General features: G+C 68.4%; 21 protein-coding genes and 1 pseudogene. 7 read left to right on the forward strand and 15 right to left on the reverse strand.

The genetic code is table 11. The features are described 5' to 3' along the window. Positions 1-6: 6 nt before the first annotated feature. From BO221_RS19615 to BO221_RS57630, 5 genes and pseudogenes are all read right to left on the reverse strand, one after another. Positions 7-762, reverse strand: coding sequence for an Eco29kI family restriction endonuclease (locus BO221_RS19615; protein ID WP_083681203.1), 756 nt, complete (start codon positions 760-762; stop codon positions 7-9). A gap of 211 nt (positions 763-973) precedes the next feature. After that, positions 974-1,135, reverse strand: a pseudogene (locus BO221_RS53845) (transposase); the annotation flags it as partial. A gap of 350 nt (positions 1,136-1,485) precedes the next feature. Then, positions 1,486-2,136 (reverse strand): Eco29kI family restriction endonuclease, encoded by a 651-nt coding sequence (locus BO221_RS19625; protein WP_073562015.1) that lies wholly within the window; start codon positions 2,134-2,136, stop codon positions 1,486-1,488. Further along, the gene (locus BO221_RS19630) at positions 2,126-3,304 is read right to left on the reverse strand and encodes a DNA cytosine methyltransferase (RefSeq protein ID WP_073562016.1); all 1,179 of its coding nucleotides are present in this window, start codon (positions 3,302-3,304) and stop codon (positions 2,126-2,128) included. The genes BO221_RS19625 and BO221_RS19630 overlap by 11 nt, the downstream gene beginning before the upstream one ends. Before the next feature lie 91 nt (positions 3,305-3,395). Beyond that, on the reverse strand, positions 3,396-3,818 hold the full coding sequence (locus BO221_RS57630; RefSeq protein WP_073562017.1) for a very short patch repair endonuclease: 423 nt from the start codon (positions 3,816-3,818) through the stop codon (positions 3,396-3,398). A gap of 481 nt (positions 3,819-4,299) precedes the next feature. Here BO221_RS57630 and BO221_RS19640 point away from each other — a divergent pair, with 481 nt between their 5' ends. Further along, positions 4,300-5,637 (forward strand): hypothetical protein, encoded by a 1,338-nt coding sequence (locus BO221_RS19640; RefSeq protein WP_143195560.1) that lies wholly within the window; start codon positions 4,300-4,302, stop codon positions 5,635-5,637. Between the two features lie 30 nt (positions 5,638-5,667). Here the strand turns inward: BO221_RS19640 and BO221_RS19645 are convergent, their stop codons facing one another. From BO221_RS19645 to BO221_RS19665, 5 genes are all read right to left on the reverse strand, one after another. Then, positions 5,668-6,927 (reverse strand): DEAD/DEAH box helicase, encoded by a 1,260-nt coding sequence (locus BO221_RS19645; RefSeq protein WP_073562019.1) that lies wholly within the window; start codon positions 6,925-6,927, stop codon positions 5,668-5,670. Positions 6,928-7,034: 107 nt separating this feature from the next. Further along, positions 7,035-7,688, reverse strand: a complete 654-nt coding sequence (locus BO221_RS19650; protein ID WP_143195561.1) for a hypothetical protein — start codon at positions 7,686-7,688, stop codon at positions 7,035-7,037. Positions 7,689-7,736: 48 nt separating this feature from the next. After that, positions 7,737-8,678, reverse strand: coding sequence for a PD40 domain-containing protein (locus tag BO221_RS19655; RefSeq protein ID WP_073562021.1), 942 nt, complete (start codon positions 8,676-8,678; stop codon positions 7,737-7,739). Positions 8,679-8,742: 64 nt separating this feature from the next. Then, positions 8,743-9,288: a hypothetical protein gene (locus tag BO221_RS19660; RefSeq protein WP_073562022.1), complete on the reverse strand. Its 546-nt coding sequence runs from the start codon at positions 9,286-9,288 to the stop codon at positions 8,743-8,745. Further along, positions 9,275-9,823, reverse strand: coding sequence for an RNA polymerase sigma factor (locus BO221_RS19665; RefSeq protein ID WP_073562023.1), 549 nt, complete (start codon positions 9,821-9,823; stop codon positions 9,275-9,277). Before BO221_RS19665 ends, BO221_RS19660 begins: the two co-directional genes overlap by 14 nt. Positions 9,824-10,159: 336 nt before the next feature. On the opposite strand from BO221_RS19665, the gene tuf reads away from it, so the two are divergent. Together tuf and BO221_RS19675 are read left to right on the forward strand one after the other, a co-directional pair. After that, positions 10,160-11,335: an elongation factor Tu gene (gene tuf / locus BO221_RS19670; protein WP_073562024.1), complete on the forward strand. Its 1,176-nt coding sequence runs from the start codon at positions 10,160-10,162 to the stop codon at positions 11,333-11,335. 490 nt (positions 11,336-11,825) lie between these two features. Further along, a complete protein-coding gene (locus BO221_RS19675; protein WP_073562025.1) occupies positions 11,826-12,644 on the forward strand; it encodes a slipin family protein in 819 nt (272 codons plus the stop codon). 13 nt (positions 12,645-12,657) lie between these two features. On the opposite strand, the gene BO221_RS19680 is transcribed toward BO221_RS19675, so the two are convergent. The 3 genes from BO221_RS19680 to hpf all read right to left on the reverse strand — a co-directional run bounded on the left by BO221_RS19680 (position 12,658) and on the right by hpf (position 16,101). After that, entirely contained in the window at positions 12,658-13,545 is an 888-nt protein-coding gene (locus BO221_RS19680; RefSeq protein ID WP_073562026.1) for an NAD(P)-dependent oxidoreductase, read from the reverse strand. A 107-nt stretch (positions 13,546-13,652) separates the two neighbouring features. Beyond that, entirely contained in the window at positions 13,653-15,626 is a 1,974-nt protein-coding gene (locus tag BO221_RS19685) for an MXAN_5187 family protein (RefSeq protein ID WP_073562027.1), read from the reverse strand. 130 nt (positions 15,627-15,756) lie between these two features. After that, positions 15,757-16,101 carry a ribosome hibernation-promoting factor, HPF/YfiA family gene (gene hpf, locus BO221_RS19690; RefSeq protein WP_073562028.1) on the reverse strand — a complete coding sequence of 115 codons (345 nt, stop codon included), beginning with the start codon at positions 16,099-16,101 and terminating at the stop codon, positions 15,757-15,759. A 152-nt stretch (positions 16,102-16,253) separates the two neighbouring features. Between hpf and BO221_RS19695 the strand changes: the two genes are divergently transcribed. Together BO221_RS19695 and BO221_RS19700 are read left to right on the forward strand one after the other, a co-directional pair. After that, the gene (locus BO221_RS19695; RefSeq protein WP_043403629.1) at positions 16,254-16,610 is read left to right on the forward strand and encodes a response regulator; all 357 of its coding nucleotides are present in this window, start codon (positions 16,254-16,256) and stop codon (positions 16,608-16,610) included. 59 nt (positions 16,611-16,669) lie between these two features. Continuing rightward, positions 16,670-17,113: a putative signal transducing protein gene (locus BO221_RS19700; RefSeq protein ID WP_073562341.1), complete on the forward strand. Its 444-nt coding sequence runs from the start codon at positions 16,670-16,672 to the stop codon at positions 17,111-17,113. Between the two features lie 70 nt (positions 17,114-17,183). On the opposite strand, the gene BO221_RS19705 is transcribed toward BO221_RS19700, so the two are convergent. Then, a complete protein-coding gene (locus tag BO221_RS19705; RefSeq protein ID WP_073562029.1) occupies positions 17,184-18,122 on the reverse strand; it encodes an N-acetylmuramoyl-L-alanine amidase-like domain-containing protein in 939 nt (312 codons plus the stop codon). Further along, complete coding sequence (locus tag BO221_RS19710; RefSeq protein WP_198956146.1) at positions 18,119-19,105, reverse strand: HEAT repeat domain-containing protein; 987 nt, start codon at positions 19,103-19,105, stop codon at positions 18,119-18,121. The genes BO221_RS19705 and BO221_RS19710 overlap by 4 nt, the downstream gene beginning before the upstream one ends. 161 nt (positions 19,106-19,266) lie before the next feature. Here BO221_RS19710 and BO221_RS19715 point away from each other — a divergent pair, with 161 nt between their 5' ends. Both BO221_RS19715 and BO221_RS19720 read left to right on the forward strand, forming a co-directional pair. Next, entirely contained in the window at positions 19,267-19,584 is a 318-nt protein-coding gene (locus tag BO221_RS19715) for a DUF4398 domain-containing protein (protein WP_073562030.1), read from the forward strand. Positions 19,585-19,602: 18 nt separating this feature from the next. Further along, positions 19,603-21,306, forward strand: a complete 1,704-nt coding sequence (locus tag BO221_RS19720) for a thrombospondin type 3 repeat-containing protein (RefSeq protein WP_083681205.1) — start codon at positions 19,603-19,605, stop codon at positions 21,304-21,306. Positions 21,307-21,398: the final 92 nt, after the last annotated feature.

Raw genomic sequence — 21,398 nt, forward strand, 5'->3', positions numbered from 1 at the left:
GTCAAACTACCACCGAGAAAGAATTTGCCCGGGATAACGGTCATCGTGCTCCCTATAGAGAAGGATTCGCCCAGGAAGCGCGGTCAACTGCCAACCTGAGGGAAGGTGTGCACATGCCATGGCGAGCCACTCTGTCACGGTCGCACGTCGCAAATCATTGAACTGGAAATACCCCCCCTGCCCAAGTTCAGCTAGCGCTTGCGGGTCTTTCTCCTCGAATCGAAGCGTGAATGGGAGCGATTTACGCAACGCCTGGAGAAGTTCCAGAGCTGAAAAACTCCCAGCGGGTACTTCAACGATGTAATCGTGCCGAATGGGATACTTCTCATCGAACCACGATGTTTTCCCTTTGTCTCGCTTGCGCCCGGGATCATTCGACCCAAACCCTCGCGAATTCCATTTGGCGCGGCCCTTTTTGTTATAATGCTTTATCAGCAAAGGCTCCCCGAGTTTCACGAGCCCATGCTCAAGAAAATATATGTAGCGGCACGACATCTCGTCCAAAGAAATATTGTGTCGCGCGGATATATTGTCGGCATGTCGCGAGAGTCGCCCCGCGAGATCGTAATCCGCCTTTCCTACGTACACCTCGACTCCGCCCTGCAACAGAATATAGATTCCTGGCGAATTCACCGCTTGATGCGCTCTCAGTGGCCTCTCTGGACGGCCAGTGAGCTTCTTCAACAATTGCTCTGAATACGCCTTCTCAAAATCGAGCACGAATATTTCATCAACGTACGGACCATTATTCTGCGTGGCCATTTTTCTCTTCTTCAAGGATGGACACCGCAGCCTACCCGCTCACCCACATCCTCGAACACGACCCAAGGCGTCAACCACAACGACAGAACCACCCAGGGAAGGCATCAGGAGACAAGGGGCTTCACCCCAGCTGAACCCGCCCCGGTTATAGAGCAACAGAACGATTGACTCCGTCGGCGATAGTAACTCAGAAGGTGCTGAACAGGAGCAATCAGGCGAGGCAGCGCAGCATGAGCCGCGTCATGCCCAGACGGATGAAGGCTTCGGAGGATTCCTCCTTCCGTTCATAGTCCTTGGATAGACGCCGTTCCCGATTGGGCCAACCGAAGGTGCGCTCGACAACCCAACGCCTGGCTTGGACAACGAAGCCCTGTCCTTGTCCGAGCATTTCACCACCTTGAGGGTGAGGCCACTCTCGCTGGCCACCTTCTCCACCTGTTGTCCCTGGTAGGCCCCGTCTGCCCACGTCTTCTTGAGCGTGGGGTAGTCGTGTGCCGCCAGGGGCAAGACCGCTTGGGAGGAAATAACCTCCCGCGAAATGCGCGGGAGGTAGCCCTGCTCCCAAGTCGGAGTACTCCAAAGTAGGCATCGCCTTATCAAAAAGGCGTATTCACCTCTGAGGAGATGACTGAGCCCTGCTCAATGCATTTCACAGCGAAGCTCAGTTGAAAGCGTGGGAACGGCCCACCGCAGCCCAACCGGAACATTCAAATCGCCGCTGTTTCAATCCTCATCATCCTCCATGAAGCGAGACGGATCGGCATTAAGTGCCGGCATCGAAGTTCCTGGCTTGTGGTTCTTCAGGAACTCCCTCACGCGCTTATCCGCCTCGCCCCTGGTGCGAGTCTCTTTCAAACGATTGGCCCAAGACCGCCCAGGATGAAGAACGTCCCACCAGCTTCGCTGCCCCTGGTAGCGCCCGCTCCCCGGATCATGGAGACCGAATCCCTCGATGCAAACATTCCAAACAGGCTGGAAGTTCTCGATAAGGAACCGCTCGGCCATGGTGATCCACAACGGAGTCACCACGAGATAGCGACACACGAAGTCGTCCGAGGAGAGATTGTCGGCCGCATCAATGGAATCGCGATGCTCACGCAGACGCTGGAAGAGCGCACGAGAAGGCCCAGAAGACTTGGCTCCCTTCCTCGCGCCAGGAGGAACCGCCTTACCCACGTAGATCGGCCACGCCGCCTCGATTGAACGGATGGGTCGATAAGGCGCGAAAGTCCCCGTGTAAAAGAGCGCGTACACACCCGACCCGGAAAAGGGATCCGGAAGCTCAAGCGAGTACGGCCCTCGGCTCATCAATTCCTGTACGCAATTCTTGGTGAGGTTCGCGTAATCGAGGGGATTGTACTCGTCAGTGGCCATCCGCAGCCCTCAGCTTGGCGGCGACGCTGCGAGCGACCACCGCCGCGAGTTCCACGGGCACCGCATTCCCAAGCTGACGCATCGCCTCAGACCAAGCTCCCTCGAAGTGCCAGGTGTCTGGGAACGTCTGGAGCCGAGCGGCCTCGCGTACGGTGAAGTAACGCAGTTGTCCATCGGGAAAGGCCACCATGTTCTCTCCGCCCGGAACCCCATGCACACCGGCCTTCAGCGTCTTGGCGGGCATGTCCAAGGGACTACCGGTGTGCCCAGGATATGCCTTCGCACCAGGGTTGAGCTTGTGGTTCGAGAACTTGCTGGACTCACGGTCAACGCGCGGCTCGGGCAGACCCTCGATGGCATCACGGACAGTCTTCCACGGCTTCGTCGAGAAGGGCTCATCCCGCTCTTCCAACTCACTCAGCTTCAAGCCCAATCGAACGGGCTTGCTGGTGGGGGCGCGAACACCATGCCGCTTCCAGTAGTCGCCACTGATGTGCTGCTCCCACACGAGGGCGTCCAGGCTGTGAGTGGGTTCGGGGAAGTGCCACTCCAAGCCCGTATCCGCGCGGAAACCGACGATGAACACGCGCTCGCGCACCTGTGGCACGCCGTAATCAGCGGCGTTTAGCAGTTCGGCGATGACGTTGTACTGGAGCCCCTTGTGGCGTCCCTTCGTCTCCACCTCCTCCAGACGATGGAGATGGGCGCTCCACTCCTCGTCACGCTTCTTCGTGACGGTGGGATAGGAGAGTTGGAGGCGGATGTACTCGAAGTAGTTGCGGAAGCTCTGACGGGTCAGCCCCTTCACGTTCTCCAGGATGAAGGCGCGCGGCTGCAGCTCACGCACCGCCCGCACGAACTCCGGAATCATGTTGCGGGAATCATCCTGAGCCCGGTGCTTGCCGCCGAGGCTGAAGGGTTGGCACGGAGCCCCTCCAGCCACCAGATCCAACACCCCTTGGCCGAAGATCGCGTAGGAATTTATCCGCACGTCGGCTTGGTGGATGCGCCACTCGCGAATTCCCTTCAGCGCCTCCGCACGGGCGTTCTCGCGAAGCGTCTCGCAGGCGTCCTCATCCCACTCGTACAGGCCGAGATGGTGGAAACCAGCGACATGCGTACCGAGGGCCAGCCCACCAGCACCGGTGAACAGCTCGATGGAGTCCATGATGCTCGATCCATGCAGCACCTTGCGACATGTCGCAAGCTTCTGATGCAGGCCGGTTCACTTTCGGCCTGATCCACGGACTTGGCCCAGCTCAGACCGTAGGGCCATCCAGGAAGAGGCGGAGAGTCTGTCGCAGGGATTCCTCGTCTCGCAGTTGGCACTCCCAGACGACGTGCACGTCCCACCCCCTCTCCTTCAGCTCCCGCTCCTTGCGCAGGTCCCTGGCCCGGTTGCCCTCGAGCTTCGGGAGCCAGAAGTCCAGCCTGGACTTCGGTAAGCGCGCGAGTGGGCAAGCCGGGTCCGGGTGGCGATGCCAGAAACACCCGTGCACGAAGATCGCCTTATGCCGACCCGGGAAGGCGAGGTCCGGATGACCTGGAACCTTCTTGTAGTGCAGTCGGTACCGGTAACTCATTGAGGACACGAGGCGTCGGACACGGAGTTCAGGAGTGGTGTCCTTGTTACGGACTCGGGCCATCCGTTCGCTGCGCTCCGCGGGAGTCAAGGTATCCATGCGGAAAGTCTCGTCGTTCGAGGGGCGACCAACCAGGGAGGTGAGGTCTCAAGCGTTATCTTTCAAGTAGTCCGCCGATTTCAAGCGCTCTGTGTCATCTCGACTGGCCGAGAGCTCGAGGGCCTGCCTCCACCCCAATCCATCAACCCCCCTGGCGACCCTGATGTGCCCCCGGGTTCCCTTGCCGTGCCCTCGTCGTCTCCCGGCCTCACATCACCAACAAGGAGGGCGACACCTCCTCGGGACCCAGCATCACCGCCTGCCTCCTTCAGAAGCACCGAAGCAAGCTGGACATGGGCTTCCCAAGTCGCATGGTGAAGGAACTCGCTCTCGGCGAGTAGGCCCCGATGTCGCTGTCCGTATGCGCACCGCATCGAGCGCCCGGAAACGCACGTCCTCCGATTCAAGCTCAGGCGCCCCATTCACATTTCTCATCGGCCCTCCGTCAGGCTCCCCGGTGCCCGGCCGTATGTGCTGCGCGATGACTCAGACCCGACTGATTCCTCTCCTCGTCCTGCTTCTCGTTGGTTGTCAGCCTCCCACCACCGTCGAGCCGGCACGCGACGGGGGTACGGGACAGGAGGAACCCACGTCTCCTCCCACCTTCACCGTCCACGTGCCGGAGATCGTCACCGCCACCTTCCAGCAGTACAGGAACATCGACGTATTGCTCGGCGATGGCAGCAGGTTCCGCAAGCGCCTCGATAACAGCGGCGTGGTGCGCTTCCATGACCCCGCCATCGAGGGGCCGCAAGACGTGAGTCTGGTGATGGTGAGAACCACCGGCCAGGTGGAGGTGAAGACCTACCTCGCGCTCAACGGACCCGAGGTCCGGCTGCCGAACTCGCTCTATCTCATAGGGGCGCTCCCTTCCACGACGCAGGGCACGATCACCGGCAAGGTGACGGGCGCGTCCAATCCCAGAGCCCTCTCCGTCACCGCGGCCGGCAATGGCCTCTACGGCCGCACGACCCTGTCCGAAGATGGCTCCTTCAGCATCGACATCCGCGGTGAGGCTCCCGGCAAGGTGGACCTTCTCGCCAAGGAGATCCACGGTACCGATGGAACGATCCTCCGGGTCGGGCTCAAGCGCGACATCGCCGTGAGCGCCGGCACCACCCTCAGCGGACAGGACGTCGCACTCGACCACCCCATGGACCAGTCGCTCGGCGTCACGGTGGCGGGTGGCGAGCTCCCGGATACCCACCTGAACGCGTCGCTCCGCTACATCCTGGGCGGCCAGGTGCTGTTCAGCACGAGCGGCTCCGGGACGCAGCCCCTCTCGCTCCCGATGGTTGCCCGAACGGCCCCCTTCGACACCTTCCCCCCGATGCTCGTCGTCACCTCGGGTGAGGCAGTGAAGTTCCCCGGCGGACAGGTCCAGACGGACATGCCCGTGGGCGCCAGCTCGGACGCGCAGGTCACGTTCCTGAATCAGCTGAGCATCACCGCTCCCGCCGTGGGACCCCTGGAGGCTCCGGCCAGCGCCTCGCGCTCCGGTCTCGTCCTGCGCTGGACTCCCGATGCCTCCGCCCACCTGACAGAGGTGGAGCTCGTCGCGATGACCAGCCCGCTTCCCCTGTATGGGTGGACCGTGGTGGCGCCCACGTCCATCACCTCGTTCACGCCCTTCACCCTCCCCACGGACATCGCCCCGGTCACCACCTTCCCCGCGGGCTCCTACCGCGTGTGGGCAACCACCACATGGCGGGCCAACGCGACGAGCGGCTACACGAGCTTCTTCACCGGAAGCCTGCCCTACGACCCGTACGAGGAGACCCGGACGACCCGTCTCCTCGCCTGCGTCGAGCTCCAGTAACCCGCCCATGCCGGGCTCGCGCCTCCCGCCTCACTTCCGAGGCGTGCGCCCGTGCGACTTCGCGTGCCGGCCTGGTGTCTGTCCCGGCTCCCGCTTGGACACACCGTGGTCCTTCTGCGGTGGGCCCGGGTCTCGCTGCGAAGCCTGGTGGCGCTCCCACTCCGCCTGGAAGATGGGGTCCTCGCGTGGCACCGTCGCGCGGGGAATCCCCGCCCGCATGATCTGCTCGATGCGCTCAGTCATCAGCCGGTCCTTCGCCGTGACGAACGTCGAGGCCACTCCGCTCGCCGAGGCCCGCGCCGTGCGGCCAATCCGGTGCACGTAGTCCTCCGGTGCGTGTGGCAGGTCGTAGTTGATGACGTGCCCCACGTCCTCCACGTCCAGCCCTCGCGCCGCGATGTCCGTGGCCACCAGGCACCGGTAAGTCCCATCCCGGAAGGCTTTCATCGTCTGGTTGCGCTGGCTCTGCGTCCGGTCCGCGTGCAGCACCCCGCAGCTGTACCCCGCCCGCTCCAACGCCTTGTGCACCTTGTCCGCCCGCTCCTTCGCCCTCACGAAGATGAGCGCCGTCGCCTCGTCCCTCGCCAGCAACGTCAGCAGCAGCGCGGACTTCTCCTCGGGCTTCACCACGTACAGCCGCTGCTCGGCGCGCTCGGCCGGCGTCCCACTGCGCGTCACCTCCACCCGCACCGGCCGGTGCAGTTCCGCGCGCGCGAAGCTGCTCACGTCCGGCCCCAGCGTCGCAGAGAACAGCAGCGTCTGCCGGCGCCGGGGCAGCGCCGCGAGGATGGTCTCGATCTGCGGCTGGAAGCCCATGTCCAGCATCCGGTCCGCCTCGTCCAGCACCAGGGCCTCCAACTGCGGAAACGCCGCGACACGAGATCCCAGCAGGTCCACCAGCCGCCCCGGCGTCGCCAGCACCAGCGTGGGCCGCCGCTTCAGGGCCTCGGCCTGAGCCGCCATGTCCTCGCCGCCGATGACCACCGCGTGCGAGACACCGCGCGGGCCACCGAAGAACTCCACCGGCCCGGCGATCTGCTGCACCAGCTCGCGGGTGGGCGCCAGCACCAGCCCCAGCGTCCCCTTCCGGCTGGCGAAGCGCTCCACCAGCGGCAGCACGTACGCGGCCGTCTTCCCCGTACCCGTGGCGGCACAGCCGATGACATCCCGGCCCGCGAGCGCCGGGGGAATGGCTTGCGCCTGGATGGGCGTGGGACGCTCGAACCGCGCGCGGCGGATGGCGTCGAGGGACTCGGAGGACAGGCCGAGCTGGTCAAAGGTGTCGCTCACGGCATGGGGGGTACCACGCCGCCCCCTTCAGGGCCACCCGGCTCGTGAGCCGTTCGTCCTGTCCGTGGCGCTGTCGGGGGCCGGACGCCTCCCGGGCTCGCGAGCCCTCAGAAGCAACCGGTCAGCACCAGCGCCTGGTGGCGGGAGGAGAGGACGACGGCCGGCCGCAGCTGGAGTCCCTTCACCTTCTTCCGGATGCCGGAGGAGAGCTCGTACCCCAGGAAGGAGCCCACCACTGGCAGGGGGATGGCCACGCCCTTGAGCACGCCGGAAAGTGGCGGATTCGAGCGATCGGACAACGCCCACAAGCCCACCGCCCCGAGCCCTCCCACGGCGGCCCCCCCGAACGTCGCGAGCAGGCTCCCGTCACCCGCCATCAGCTCGCCGCCCCACCAGACGCCCAGCGGAAAGCCGATGGCCGCTCCCACGAGCATGAAGGGAAGCACCGTCGGGCCCTCTCCGGGCTCCAGGAGCTGGATTCCGCTCCCGATCATGTACGTGCCCAGGCCGACGAGCGCTCCCGCGAGGCCCGTGCCCACGCCCGCGCCCCCTTCGACGAGCAACCGCTGCCACAGGGGATGCACGGGCGGCGCGACCGGCTCGGAGTCTGGGAGGGCCCTCGGCGTAGTCTCCACGATCGGCACCTGGACGAGCCGCAGCCGCCTCGGTTCGTCCCAACGCCGCCCCTCCCCGGCCCGGGCCGCCGTGGGGAGCAGGAAGAAGAGCACCAACATCCACCGCATGGCCACGCATCTGGACAAGGGGAGCCTCCCGCCCGGTGTCGTTCAGGCGGGGCATTAGCACACGCGCTACCTGCCCGGCGCGGGCAGCCCCACGGCCGTGAGTTGAACTTCGTAGAAGTCGCCATTTCCGTTGCCCGGCGACTCCAGCTTCGAGGCAAACTCCTTCGTGGTCAGCGGGCGCGCGGGCGTCTCGGAGAGGAAGGGCCGCCGCTGGGCGTAGATGAGCGAGCCCCTCGCTGGCACCACCGTCGGGGTGAGCCCCCCATCGAGCTGGTTGACGGCCGGTCCCAGGTTGCGCGGCACGCCCCACTGCCCGTCCTTCCGCTCACTGACGTACAGATCGTAGCCCTCCGGCGCCCGCCCTCCCGGCCGTTGCGAGGAGAAGACGAGGTAGCGCTCGTCCGCGTCCACGAAGTGGTTGCCGTCCCCGTGGCCCGAGTTGATGACCTCCGGCAGCGGCTCGCCCGGGCCCCACCCCGCTCCCTGGGGCGCGTGCCGGTAGATGCGCCGCTTGCCGTCCTTCGGGCTGCGGGTCACGTAGACGGCGCCCTCGCGCGTCACGGACGTGTTCGTCTCGGTGTCCGGGGTGTTGAGGCCCTCGGCCAGCCGCGGCGTCCCCCAGCCCTTGTCCGTGCGATCGACGAACCAGATGTCGAAGTCCGCATGCACCGCCTCGCTCGCGGACTGGGGCCGCACCGAGGCGAAGAAGAGCCGCTTGCCGTCCGGAGTGAAGGCCGGATCGATGTCCCGGTAGCGGCCCGAGAAGGGCAGCACCTCGGGCGCCGTCCAGCGGCCGTCCCGCCAGTGCGAGACCATCAGCAACTGGAACTTGAAGCGCGTGGGATCCGCCCGGTTGAACACCACCGTGCGCCCATCCGGCGAGAACGAGATGCCGAACTCCTCGTGGGCGGTGGACACCACGCCCGGAGCGAAGAGCACGGGCTCGGGGGTGGCGGCGGGAGCGGCGTGGAGCAGCAACGCCAGGGGAAGGGACAGGAGCGAGGACATGGGGATTCCTTTCCGCCCGGAAGCGAGTCCGGGCAGGCAATGACGGCCAGGGTGGAAGGGAGAGTCAGGCCCGGCGCAGGACGAGCACGGGCATCGAGACGAGGGCCAGGCCCGCCACCAGTCCGAGCACTCCGCTCAGGCCATAGAGGACACAGCCCAGGGCACCGCAGAGCGTGGCCACCGTGCCCGAGGCCAGGAGGAAGCGCTCATGCCCCTCGCGGAGCCGGAGCGCCGCGAACGCGAGGACCGCTCCGGCGGCCAGCCCTCCGCCCACGCAGGTCATGAGACAGAAGGCCCGGCAGCCGCCGGTGTAACAGACATGCCCCGCCCCGCTAACCACGAAGGGGAGCAGCAAGGGGAAGAGCCCAGCGGCCAGCCCGGGAGCCACCGCCCGGTTCCACTGCCGCCCCCACCAGCCCAACCCGAGGCACAGCAGCACCAGCAGTGCGCCCAGCATGAGCACGGAGGGCTTCAGGCGGTGCTGGAGCACGGCCGCCATCACCGTCACGCCCACCGCATGCAGGGCCCCGGGCAGTGCGGCCCGCAGACGTCCCCACTCATAGGCCCGGCGCGCGCGCCGCTGGAGGCGCTCCAGTTCACTCGACACCATGACGCATCCTCCATGCCTCGCGCAGCCGACCGAGCGAACGCTCGAGCCGTTTGCGGAACGTGGCGCCAGGAATCGCGGGCCGCTCCCGCTCTCCCATGGCCGCCTCCAGGGTCTCCACATCCTCCGGCCTCAATCCGCCCATCACCTCCGCCAGCGCGTGCCGCAGGTCCTCCGCGAGCAGCCGCGCCTCGGGCCCCGCGGCCCCGTCCACCACCTCCACGCCCTCCGTCCCGGAGGCCTCCCGCCGGCGCGCCCGCGCCTTGAGCACGGTGCGGCACTCGTACGCGGCGATGCCCAACACCCACGGCAGGGCCTCACGCGCCGCGTCGTACTCCGAGGCCCGGGCGAATACCTTCAGCAGCGCCGCCTGCGCCGCATCCTCGGCGTCCTCGCGGCAGGGCAGCAGCCGCGCGCAGAAGCGCTCCAGCAGCGGCCTGAGGCAGGCGAAGGCCGGCGTGAAGGCCTCCCGGTCGCCCTCGGCGAGCCGCCCCATCCATCGCCCGAGCTGTTCCCGCGTGCCGTGGTCCACCCGCATCGTCCTCTCGGTCCGTGCCGTCGTGCCCTTTATAGGCCGCTGCCGGAAAAGCGTGACACCCCGTCAGGAGTTTCCGGCCCGGCGCGTCCGTGCTCCCTGGATTCCTTTTTCCTTCCGACGGCCATGACCTCCTTCGCGCCCACGTCATCAGTCTCAGTCTCAGCGGCGAACCGCTCGTCGCGAGACCCGCGTGTGCGGCGCGAGGAGGTGCCCTGACCGGCTGAGACCGTCAGGGACTTCCCCGTCCGACCCCTCGGGCCCGCGTGGCTCGAGGGGTTTTTCTTTTTCCAACGCCTTCAACCCGGGCCGGCCCGGCCCACAACCAGGAGCACTCCCATGGGCACCAAGACGCACGTCAACGTTGGCACCATCGGCCACGTGGACCACGGCAAGACGACCCTCACCGCCGCCCTCACCCAGGTGATGGCCGCGATTCATGGCGGCAAGGGCCTCGGCTACGACCAGATCGACAGCGCGCCCGAGGAGAAGGCTCGCGGCATCACCATCAACATCACCCACGTCGAGTACGAGTCGGCCACGCGTCATTACGCCCATATCGACTGCCCCGGTCACGCGGACTACGTGAAGAACATGATCACCGGCGCTTCCCAGATGGATGGCGCCATCCTGCTGGTGGACGGCTCGCAGGGGCCGCAGCCGCAGACGCGGGAGCACATCCTCCTGGCCCGCCAGGTGGGCGTGGAGCGCATGGTCGTGTTCATCAACAAGGTGGACGTGGCGGACCCGGAGCTGCTCGGGCTGGTGGAGCTCGAGACGCAGGAGTTGATGGCGGCCCACGGCTACGCGGACGTGCCGGTGGTGAAGGGCTCGGCGCTCGAGGCGCTCGAAGCCGTCACGGCCGGGCGGGTGGAGGACGAGGCCACCCGCTGCATCCGTGAGCTGGTGGACGCGCTGGACAGGCACATTCCGGACCCGGTGCGGGACTACACCTCGCCGTTCCTGATGCCCATCGAGGACGTCTTCACCATCTCGGGGCGCGGCACGGTGGTGACGGGCCGCATCCAGCGCGGGGTGCTCACGGCGGGGGCCGCGGTGGAGCTGGTGGGGTTGGGCGGGCCGGAGACGCGGGAGGTGGTGGTCACCAGCATCGAGTCCTTCCACCGCCAGTGCCCCGAGGCCCGGGCGGGTGAGAACGTGGGGTTGTTGCTGCGCGGTCTCAAGCGGGAGGAGGTGGCTCGCGGCCAGGTGCTCTGCGCCCCGGGCTCCATCCACCCGCACGCGCAGGGTGAGGCCGAGCTGTACGTGCTCTCGGCCAGCGAGGGAGGCCGCCACACGGCGTTCGGCACGGGGTACACGCCGCAGTTCTTCTTCGGCAGTACGGACGTGACGGGGACGATCGAGGTGAAGGGCGAGGGGCTCGTGGAGCCGGGGGGCCGGGCCCAGGTGGGCTTCCGGTTGCTCCGCCCCATCGGCGTGGAGCCGGGCATGCGCTTCGCCATCCGTGAGGGTGGGAAGACGATCGGCGCCGGGGTCGTCACCGCCGTGAGGTGATGTGAGGAGCGCCGCTTCCGGAGACGGGGGCGGCGCTCTTCCATTTTCATTGAGCCCGCCCCTCGAGGGCAGCGAGCGAAGACATCCCCTCTCCCGGAGGGCGAGGGAAAGGGTGAGGGTGCCTGTCTCGGTTCTCCAACCCGTGGCCCTCGAGTGGGGACAGAGGGTTCAACCCGGGATGCGTGGAACCCTCACCCCGTCCCTCTCCCGGAGGGCGAGGGGAAATAGCCGCGGTCAGACCACGGGCTCAGATGCGTCCAGTGAGGTGGGGAGTCCTCTCCAGCACCCGCGGACATCGGTCCGGGAGTGTCCTGGGGTCGGGGGCTCCCCTATCGGAGGCCGCGAGGCCGGGGTTCGATTCCCCAACGGAAGCTCCGGGAGCCAGCGCCCTCGAGGCGCACCGTGCGGAACGGCCATGCGGGCGAAGAGCCCCCGCCACGCCGCCGGGGCTCCCGGAGCCGACGTCTTTCGCTGAACGAGGTAGAGGCCGATGGACACGTTCCCATTCTTCCCGCTGCTGGTGGTGGTGCTCGTGCTGGGCGCGGTGGCCTACAAGCTGCTCGTGCTGAAAGTGGTCGTCCCCGAAAGCTTCACCGCCCTGCTCTACCGCCAGGGCCGCTTCGTGCGTGTGCTGAAGCCCGGACCCCATCGGGTATTGCGCCAGGGCCACGGCACGCAGCAGGTGGACATGCGCCAGCGCTACCTCACGGTGCCCGGCCAGGAGGTGCTCAGCCAGGAGCAGGTGGGCCTCAAGGTGAGCCTCGCCGTACGCTTCGCGGTGGCCGAGCCCGAGCCGGCCCTGCACCGCGTGCAGAACTACACGGAAGCCCTCTACCTGGCCGTGCAGCTCGCGCTGCGCGAGGAAATGGGCCGCCATCCGCTGGAGGAACTGGTGGCGGGGCGCGTGGACCTGGGGCAGCGGATGCGCGAGCGCGTGGCCGCCGAGGTACGTGCCTTCGGCCTCTCGGTGGAGTCCGTGGAGGTGAAGGACGTGATGCTGCCGGCGGATCTGCGCCGCTCCTTCTCCGAGTCGCTCAAGGCGAAGAAGGAGGCCCAGGCCATGCTGGAGAAGGCGCGCGGCGAGTCCGCGGCCCTGCGTAACCTGGCCAACGCGGCGCGGCTGGTGGAGCAGCACCCATCGCTGCTCGACCTGCGCATGCTGCAGACGCTCGGCGGCGCGAGCACCACGCCCGGCAACACCTTCGTCCTGAACGTGGGCGCGGAGCTGGCACCCCGTGCACGCAAGCGCCCGGCTCCCGGTGGAGCACCCGTGCCCCCCTCCGAGGAGGACGAGCCCGAGTCCACCTGAGCGCGGCGGGGCCTCACTTCCCGCCGAGGCCCGCCCGCTCCGCCGCCAGCGCCCCGAGCGCCGACCAGTCCAGGTCTCCCCTGCCCTGGGCCACGCCGCCCAGGTAGTGGTCTCGCAGGAGGCTGGCCAGGGGCATCGGCACCTCCGCGGCTCCGGCGGCCTCCAGCACCAACCGCACGTCCTTGAGCCCCAGCTTCAGCTTGAAGCCCGCGGGCTCGTACTGCTCGTTGGCGATCAGCACCGCGTAGCGCTCGAAGATGGGCGAGCGCGCGAACACCGACTGGAACAGCTCCAGGAACACCTGGGGCTCGACACCCGACTTGCGGGCCAGCGCGAAGGACTCCCCGAGCGCTTCGATCATCGAGGCAATCAGGAAGTTGCCCGACAGCTTCACCACGTTCGCCGACGAGGCCTTTTCCCCGAGCACCGACAACCCACGTCCGATCGCCTCCAGCAGCGGCCGGCACCGCTCCACGTCGGCCTTCGCGCCCGCGGCCACCACCCAGAGTTGCTTCGCCTCCGCCGCCTCGGGCCTGCCGAACACCGGCGCCGCCACGTACCGCTGCCCGGCCTTCGCATGGGCCTCGGCCAGCCGCTCCGAGAGCGCCACCGAGATGGTGCTCGACGACACGTGGAGCGCCCCCTTCTCCAACCCGGCCAGCAGGCCCGAGCCTCCGAGCACGGCGGCCTCCACCGCGGCGTCGTCCGAGAGCATGGAGAAGACAACTTCCGCCCCCCGCGCCGCGTCCGCCGGCGAGTCCGCCACCCGGGCCCCCTGCTGGCGCAGCGCCTCGGCCTTCTCGCGGGTGCGGTTGTAGACCACGAGCTCATGCCCCGCGGCGCGCAGGTTCCTCGCCATGGGCTGACCCATGTTGCCAAGTCCAACGAAACCCACCTTCATGTGTCCCTCCTCGAAAGCGAGCCGCCACCGCTACCAGGAAAAGCGAGAGGGCCCCAGGTCCTCGAGACCTGGAGCCCTCTGGAGACAACACTGCGGCGCCGGGCGCGTCAGTCCTTGACGGGCGTCGCCTTGAGGGCCGCCTTGCCCTCCTTCACGTACACCTGGAAGCGCACCGTCTTGCACGCGTACTTCTGGACGAGCTGCTCCTTGTTCTTGCGCAGCTTGGCCACGAACTTGTCGTACGTGAGCCCGTCATTGGGCTCGCCGCACTGGTCCCGCGTCGCGACAAACTCGCGGAAGACGTCCTGGAAGTGATGCTCCTCGGCCATGGCGATGGCACCGCTGCCGGTGGGAGGCGGAGGCGGAGGCATGCCCATGACGGGCGTGGGCGCCGTGGACGGAGCGGCCATGCCGGGGTGGCCCGGCCGCTGGCCCGCGAGGGGGACCTCGGCCGTATTGGGACGCGCCGAGCGCGCCAGCAACTCCTGCGGGATGGCGGCCACGCGGGTCGTCTCGGGAGGCGAGTCCTCGCCAAAGCTCGGAGCGTTGCCCGCCTGCGCGGCGGCCGCGGCGAAGGGATCCGCCGCCTGCTGCAGCGTGTAGGCCGCCGTCGGCTGATCCTCGAAGGCGAACGCGCCCCGCCGGGCGGCGGCCGTGGCCACGCCCGCGCCCGAGTCTCCCGTGGGGAACGGGAACGCATCTCCGGCTCCGGCCTGCGCGGCGAACGGATCCTTGCCCGGCACCGTGGGCGAGCCGAACGGATCCGCCACCGGGGGCGGCGTGGGGAACGGGTACGCATCCCCACCGGAAGCCGCGTGCGCGTCCCCGCCCGGAACAGGCGGCGCGGGGAACGGGAACGCATCTCCCTCGGCGGCGGCCGGCGCGGCGGGAGCCGGAGCGGCACGGGCCGGGAAGGGGAAGTCATCCGGGCTGGCAACGGGCGGCTCCTGCACGGGCGCCACGGGGAGCGGCGCCGCGGCCGGGGCGGGCGCCTCGGCCTCCTCCTGGCCCTTCTTGCCCTTCTTCTTGTCCTTCTTCTCGTCCTTCTTCTCCTTGGCGGCGGCCGGGGCGGCGGCGCGGCCCGAGCCCATCAGCACCAGCCACACCAGCGAGAAGCCCAGCAGGCACATCAGCCCGAAGAGGACGATCTGCTGGTAGTCCGCCAGCGCCGTCATGAAGGGAAGCACGCTGCAGACGGCCACGACCTCGAGGCCACCCTCGAGCGCCCGGCGCGAGCCCACCGCGAGCGTAGCCTCGGTGCTCTTGAGATCATCGGAGCGGGTGAACAGCGGCAGCTTCACCTGCGGCACCAGGGAGTGCCACCCGCGCACGCTGCCACTGCGCACCACGTGGCCGTGCTGGCCCTTGCGCAGCACCTGGATGCCCCCGGCGGCCAGCTCCTTCTGCGCGCCCGCGGTGCCCAGCACCTTGTCGCCCTGCACCAGCGCGAGCGCGGCGACACCGGAGGACAGGGCCGCGCCCTCCAGCGCCTTGACGTCCACCAGCGGCGCACCCACCACCAGCGTCGCGGCTACCTGGGAATGGCCGCCCTCGGCGTTCCACAGCACCGGCACGGAGTAGAAGACGTGGAGCGCGTCGAACGCGTCCACCAGCACGCCCTCGCTGCCCGCCTTCAGCAGCGCCTGCACGTCCAGCTTGTCGTCCGACACGGGCTCCCCGCCGGCGAGCGCGTACAGCGAGCCCTCGGTGGTGGAGAGCGCGAGCACGAGCGAGCCCGCGAGCGGCTCGCGCACCAGCTCCTTGGCGGCGGCGCGCAGGTTGGTGAAACGCTCACCCGTGGGCGGCTCCACGACGCGGATGCCCTTGCCCCTGGGCAGCGGCACCACCTGCGGCTGCACGGCGGTGGCCACGTCCGGACTGGCCGCGAGCTTCAGCGCCAGGCCTTGCACCGCGAGCCGGCGCGCGTCGAATGCTCGGGAGACCTCGGCGATGGCCGCCGTGGCGGGGGCCGCGGCATCCTGGGTGGCGCGCTCGCTCAGCGCTCCCGAGACCAGCGGGAGATGCGCCACCCCGAGTCCGAGGACCAGAAGTGCGAAGACGAAGAACTTGAAGCGGACCATCGCCGACCTTTAGCCCGGGGGGTGTGAAGTGTCCGCTTATAGCGTCCACCGCTCGGGGCCAGCAAGAAACCGGGAAAGGTCCGCCTGGGAGCCCGGACACCAGGCAAGGGGTCCGGGCTCCGTCCGCGCGCTAGAAGCGCACGTCCTGGGGAAGCCCCTGGCTGCCCTGCTCCCGGCGCTTCTCCAACGTCCGGGTGATCATCTTCTCCAATGTGTCACGCGCCGCGTCGATGGCGTGGAACATGGTCTCCGCCGTCTCCGTCACATGCATGCCCGCGAAGCCCGGCATCCGCACCGTCACCCGGCACTCCTGGTCCACGCCGCCCTTGGGACCATTGATGTCCACCATGGCGATCTCGAGTTCGGTCGCCTCGTCATCAATGAACTTGACGAGGGGATCCACCAGGTGCCGGTTGGCGTAGTCCCGCAGCTCGTCCGTCAGTGACAGGTGGACACCTCGCATCAGTACCTTCATCGCGTCACCTCCCCTTGGACCCTCAAGATGGGCAGCCCGCCGACATTCGGTGAGCGTCGTTTTCGCCCGCTCCCTTGCCCGCTCTCCGGGCCAGGGACGGAGCGCCCGGGAGTCGCGGACGTTTCTGGAGGGCTCCCGGGTTGCTCAGTCGCATGGGAGAGCGAATCAAGGTGTTGCTGGTCGAGGATGACGGCGACAGCCGGGAGCTTCTCGCGGAGCTGCTCGAGATGGACTTCGACGTCGTCACGGCGTCGGACGGTCTCGCCGGACTGCGGGCCTTCGAGAACGATCACCCCGACGTGGTGGTCACGGACGAGTCGCTGCCCGGCATGTGTGGCACCGAACTCGCCCAGGAGGTCAAGCACCGCCAGCCCAAGGCGGGTGTCATCCTGGTGTCCGGTTACACCAATGTGGACGCCGGCTGCTGTGACGTGGTGCTCCGCAAGCCCATTGATGTCGAGCGTTTGTCAGCCGCCGTGGGAAGCCTGGGGGAAGCAGCCAGGCATTGAGGCCGCGCGTGCTAACCTCGGGCCTGGTTGCCAGGGTGTGGATCCTGGAGGGAGGCACGATGAAGTACTGCACGCAGTGCGGTTCCGAATACCAGGATGGTGTGAAGACGTGCGCCGATTGTCCCGGCAGTGAGTTGGTGGACGCGGAGGCCATGAGCCAGCGCCACATCCCGCTGTCGAGCGAGAGCGACACCCGCAAGTTCGTCCGGGCCACCACCGCGGATGATCCCCTCACCGCCGAGGACTACGTGCGCGTGCTGGAGGTCGAGCGCATCCCCGTCTTCGTCCGGCCGCGCCGCGGCGGCGCCGTGGACGTGCTCACCACCGGCGCCCTGGAGCCCTGGTGGGAGATCATGGTCGGCGAGGAGCACCTGCAGCGCGCCCTCACCCTGCTGGCGCAGGAGAAGGCCCGGCTGGACTCCACCGCCGAGGAGGCCGCCCGCGCCGCCGAGGAGGAGGAGCGCGAAACGGAGGCCACCGCGCCTCCTCCCAGCGCCCTCTGAGTGGAGGTACATGTACGCCCTTGCCGCACCTCAAGTGTAGACGTCTACACCTGAGGGCGGGGAGAGGCCGTCACGGAGAGCGGACGAGCTCGCCGCCGCCCGCCTCGGGGCGGCGCGGCTCGTAGAGGCTCACTCCGGAGACCTTCCACTTGTCGTACTTCGCGTTGCGAGCGAGGAAGGTCTCCAGGTCCTCGTCCACCACCCGGCCGTTGCCGTCCACGCCGCGCCGGGCGTGCCGCAGCCAGGTGCGCTTGCCCTTCTGCACCACGAAGCCCAGGTGCGTCACCCGGGTGGCCTTGAGCGGCAGGTCCTCGCGGAGCACCACGAGGATGGTGCCCGAGGGCACCTGGCGCGCGTGCGCCATCACCCGCTCCAGCGGAATCATGTCCAGGTTGTAGGTGCCCCGCGGCTGGTGCGTCTTGGGCAGCGCCAGCGCCTGCGAGGAGCGGGACGTCCACGTCACCGCAGTGAGCGTCTTCTGCACCCGCACGGTGTCCTCACCGCCGTAGCGCCGCGTCACGTCCGCCAGGAAGCCCTTGCGCTGGTTGTTGGGCAGCCACTGCGCCTCCATCAGGTGGTTGCGCTCCTCGTAGGTGGGCGTGCTCGCGTAGCGCAGGCGCTCGAGCACCCCCGCCACCTCGGGCTCGGCGGAGGCCAGGCTCATGGCCAGCGCCTGCTCCACGAAGGTGAGGCAGTCCACCGCGTCCAGCCGGAACGTCGGGTCCGGATCCACCCCGCTTCCCTCCCCCAGCGGAGAGTGGATGTAGGGCGTGCCCAGGAAACGCTCGCTCACCCGCAGCAGCCGCTCCTTCAGCGGCAGGCCCGCGTCCCCGGTGATGAAGGAGGCGCGCTCCTGGGGGCTGAGCGAGGCCCAGACCACCATGGGCTCCTTCACGGGCGCCTTGAGCGTGTTGCGCGCCGGTGCGCCGGACGGAGCCGGTGCCGCGGGCACGGTGGCGGCGGCGGGCGTCTGGGCCAGCAGCGCCGAGACAAGGGCGAAGGCCTTCACTTCACGACCCCCGCCTTGCGCAGCAGCGCCTTGCGCTCGTCGTCGGCGAGGTGGAGCGTCTCCAACTCCTTCTCGTAGGTGAGCTTCTCCTCGCCCTGGGCGTTCCAGGAGGCCAGCACCAGCCAGGACATCATCGTCTTGTCCCCTCCCTGGTAGAGCACCCGGGCCGCGCCGGCCGCGAGCGTGCGGTCCTTGTCCTCCAGCAGCGGGCGGAGCACGGCCGCGGACTGCTTCGCGGACACGCCCTCGTAGAGGGCCAGGCCCTGGCGGCGCACGTGCTTGTCCTCGGAGGACAGCAGCTTGCGCGCGAAGGCGAAGCCCTCGGGAACCCCCAGCAGGCACAGGCCGCGGGCGGCGGCGAAGCGGGTGCTCTCCGAGCTGTCGTCGAGGAAGGCCTTGAGGGCCGGCGCCTGCTTCTTGTCACCGGAGGCCCCCACCGCCTCCAGCATCATCACGCGCGTCTGAGGATCCGACTCCGCCCGCGCCGCGGCGAGCAGCGCCTTGCCCACCTGGGGGTTGCCGGTGGCCCCGAGCGCGCGAGCCGACTCCCGGCGCGCCCCGAGCGACTTGTCCTCCAGCAGCGGCAGCATCACGTCCACGCGCCGGCTGCGCACCTTGCCCAGCCCCTGGACGGCGTACATGCGCACCGCGCTGTCCTCATGCCCGGCCAGACCCACCAGGGCGGGCTCGGCCGCGCGCGTCTCCAGCCCCGCCAGCACCGCCGTCACGTCCCGCAGCCGCCGGGGCTCCAGCACCTGGGGAAGCTCCTCGACGATCAGCCCCGCGGCGAAGGCCTCCTCCCGCAGAATCCGCAGCCGGGAGACGGCGGTGGGCACCGAGAGCCTCCCCGCGAACACTTCCCTGACGAGCGCCCGCGTCTCCGTGCGGCGCTCCTGGCGCTTCTGCACGGAGGGCGGGGCGGCCTGGACGGCCGGAGTGGTGAGGGCGAGGACGAGCAACAGGCAGGCTGGCAGGGTGCGCACGGCCAGCCACGATGACAAGGCCGGAGCGAGGCTGTCAAAACCCCGGCCGGGCCCGCTCCCTTCCTCGGGGATGTACGACTGACCGATTCTTGACCCTCCCCGAGGCGATTGATACGACCCATCTCCTAGTGTCTTCCAGCCCTTATCCCGAGGCTCCTTCCATGAAGCGACTCCTGGTCCTGGTGGCTGCGGCGGGAGCCGTCGCCGGGTGCGGCCCCCTGAGGTCCACCTCGAACCTGCTGGACGCCGAGGTGCAGATCCAGGCGGCCCGCACCGCTGGCGCCGAGAAGCTCGCCCCCTACGAGTGGACGGCCGCCAACCTCTACATCCGCAAGGCGCGCGAGGAGGTCGGCTACTCGGACTTCCAGGCCGGGGTGGACTTCGCCGAGAAGGCCTCCCGTTTCGCCTCCGAGGCCCGCACCAAGGCCATGGCCAACGCCAACGCGGAAGACGCCGCTTCCGCCAGCCCCAACCCCTGACGCGAGAGCACCCACCCGATGCGACGACTCATCGCCTCTTCGTTGCTGCTGCTCTGCGCCGCTTGCGTGAGCGGTAACAAGGTCCGCGCGCAGTCCGAGGTCCTCCAGGCCGACATCGAGCGCGCCCGCCGCGGCGGCGCCATGCGCTGCGCCCCGGTGGAGCTCGCCACCGCCGAGGCCCACCTCGACTTCGCCCGCGGCGAGCTGAGCCAGGGCACCAGCTACCGCGCCTCCGAGCACATCCGCGTCTCCGAGGAAGCCATCAAGAAGGCCCTGGAGCTCTCCAAGGGCTGCGCTCCCGCGAAGGTGACGGTCAAGGACAAGCCGGACGGCACCACGCCCCCGCCCCAGCAGCAGACGGACCAGCCGCCCACCCAGGTGGAGATCACCCCCAAGCCGTCGCAGCAGGTGGTGGTGCAGATCGAGGAGAAGGACACCGACGGCGACGGCATCCTCGACAAGGATGACCCGTGCCCGGACCGTGCCGAGGACCGTGACGGCTTCGAGGACACGGACGGCTGCCCCGAGCCGGACAACGACCGCGACGGCGTGCTGGACGGCAACGACAAGTGCCCGCTCACGGCCGGTCCGCTCTCCAACCAGGGCTGCCCCGAGGAGGCCCCCGGCGACGCCGATGGGGACGGCATTCCCGACAACCTCGACAAGTGCCGCGACCAGCCCGAGGACAAGGACGGCTTCGAGGACTCGGACGGCTGCCCCGACTCGGACAACGATCAGGACGGCCTCATCGACACCGCGGACAAGTGCCCGGACGCCTCCGGCCCCATCCAGAACCTGGGCTGCCCTCGCACCGACAAGGACGGGGACAACGTCGAGGACTCGCAGGACAAGTGCCCGGACGAGCCCGAGGACAAGGATGGCTTCCAGGACGAGGACGGCTGCCCGGATCTGGACAACGACTCGGATGGCATCCCCGACGGCCTGGACCGCTGCCCGCTGAAGAGCGGCCCGCTGGAGAACGGCGGCTGCCCGGACGATGACAAGGACGGCGACGGCGTGGTGGACCGCATGGACGTCTGCCCGGATCAGCCCGGCCCCAAGGAGATGCGTGGCTGCCCGGATCCGGACAAGGACAGCGACGGCATCCCGGACCGGTTGGATCTCTGCCCGGATGCGGCCGGCCCCCAGGAGACGCGCGGCTGCGCGGACGTGGACACGGACAAGGACGGCCTGGTGGACCGCCTGGACGTCTGCCCCAACGAGGCCGGCCCCAAGGAGATGCGTGGCTGCCCGGATCCGGACAAGGACAACGACGGCATCCCGGACCGCGTGGACGTGTGCCCCGAGGAGCCCGGCGTGCAGAGCGAGCGCGGCTGCGCCAAGAAGTACAAGATGGTCGTCGTCAAGAAGAACAAGGTCGAGATCAAGAAGCAGATCCTCTTCGCGTCCGGCTCGGCGAGGATCATCGGCAAGCAGAGCACCGCCGTGCTCGACGACGTGGCGCAGGTGCTGCGCGACATGCCGAGGATCAAGAAGATCCGCATCGAGGGTCACACGGACTCGCTCGGCAAGGAAGTGACCAACCTGAAGCTGTCCCAGGCGCGCGCGGACTCGGTGATGGCGCAGTTGCTCAAGCGCGGCATCGACCCGGGCCGCATGGAGGCGGTGGGCTTCGGTGAGGAGAATCCCATCGACAACAACGCCACGGCGAAGGGCCGCGCCAACAACCGCCGCACCGAGTTCAACATCGTCGAGCAGTAGCTCCCTCCCCCACCGGGAGGGACCCAAGAGGGTGCCGCGAGCCTCCGGGCCGCGAGCACCCTCTTCCTTTTCGCGGGCAGGCTCACCGGCCC

Source organism: Archangium sp. Cb G35 (genome assembly GCF_001896145.1).
Lineage (GTDB): Bacteria > Myxococcota > Myxococcia > Myxococcales > Myxococcaceae > Archangium > Archangium violaceum.

Coding starts and splice junctions, on each gene's coding strand:
- BO221_RS19615 (WP_083681203.1), bottom strand. CDS start 762: ATGGCCACGCAGAATAATGGTCCGTACGTTGATGAAATATTCGTGCTC.
- BO221_RS19660 (WP_073562022.1), bottom strand. CDS start 9,288: ATGGTGTCGAGTGAACTGGAGCGCCTCCAGCGGCGCGCGCGCCGGGCC.
- BO221_RS19720 (WP_083681205.1), top strand. CDS start 19,603: ATGCGACGACTCATCGCCTCTTCGTTGCTGCTGCTCTGCGCCGCTTGC.
- BO221_RS19675 (WP_073562025.1), top strand. CDS start 11,826: ATGGACACGTTCCCATTCTTCCCGCTGCTGGTGGTGGTGCTCGTGCTG.
- BO221_RS19715 (WP_073562030.1), top strand. CDS start 19,267: ATGAAGCGACTCCTGGTCCTGGTGGCTGCGGCGGGAGCCGTCGCCGGG.
- BO221_RS19640 (WP_143195560.1), top strand. CDS start 4,300: ATGACTCAGACCCGACTGATTCCTCTCCTCGTCCTGCTTCTCGTTGGT.
- BO221_RS19685 (WP_073562027.1), bottom strand. CDS start 15,626: ATGGTCCGCTTCAAGTTCTTCGTCTTCGCACTTCTGGTCCTCGGACTC.
- BO221_RS19700 (WP_073562341.1), top strand. CDS start 16,670: ATGAAGTACTGCACGCAGTGCGGTTCCGAATACCAGGATGGTGTGAAG.
- hpf (WP_073562028.1), bottom strand. CDS start 16,101: ATGAAGGTACTGATGCGAGGTGTCCACCTGTCACTGACGGACGAGCTG.
- BO221_RS19695 (WP_043403629.1), top strand. CDS start 16,254: ATGGGAGAGCGAATCAAGGTGTTGCTGGTCGAGGATGACGGCGACAGC.
- BO221_RS19655 (WP_073562021.1), bottom strand. CDS start 8,678: ATGTCCTCGCTCCTGTCCCTTCCCCTGGCGTTGCTGCTCCACGCCGCT.
- BO221_RS57630 (WP_073562017.1), bottom strand. CDS start 3,818: ATGGATACCTTGACTCCCGCGGAGCGCAGCGAACGGATGGCCCGAGTC.
- BO221_RS19625 (WP_073562015.1), bottom strand. CDS start 2,136: ATGGCCACTGACGAGTACAATCCCCTCGATTACGCGAACCTCACCAAG.
- BO221_RS19680 (WP_073562026.1), bottom strand. CDS start 13,545: ATGAAGGTGGGTTTCGTTGGACTTGGCAACATGGGTCAGCCCATGGCG.
- BO221_RS19630 (WP_073562016.1), bottom strand. CDS start 3,304: ATGGACTCCATCGAGCTGTTCACCGGTGCTGGTGGGCTGGCCCTCGGT.
- tuf (WP_073562024.1), top strand. CDS start 10,160: ATGGGCACCAAGACGCACGTCAACGTTGGCACCATCGGCCACGTGGAC.
- BO221_RS19665 (WP_073562023.1), bottom strand. CDS start 9,823: ATGCGGGTGGACCACGGCACGCGGGAACAGCTCGGGCGATGGATGGGG.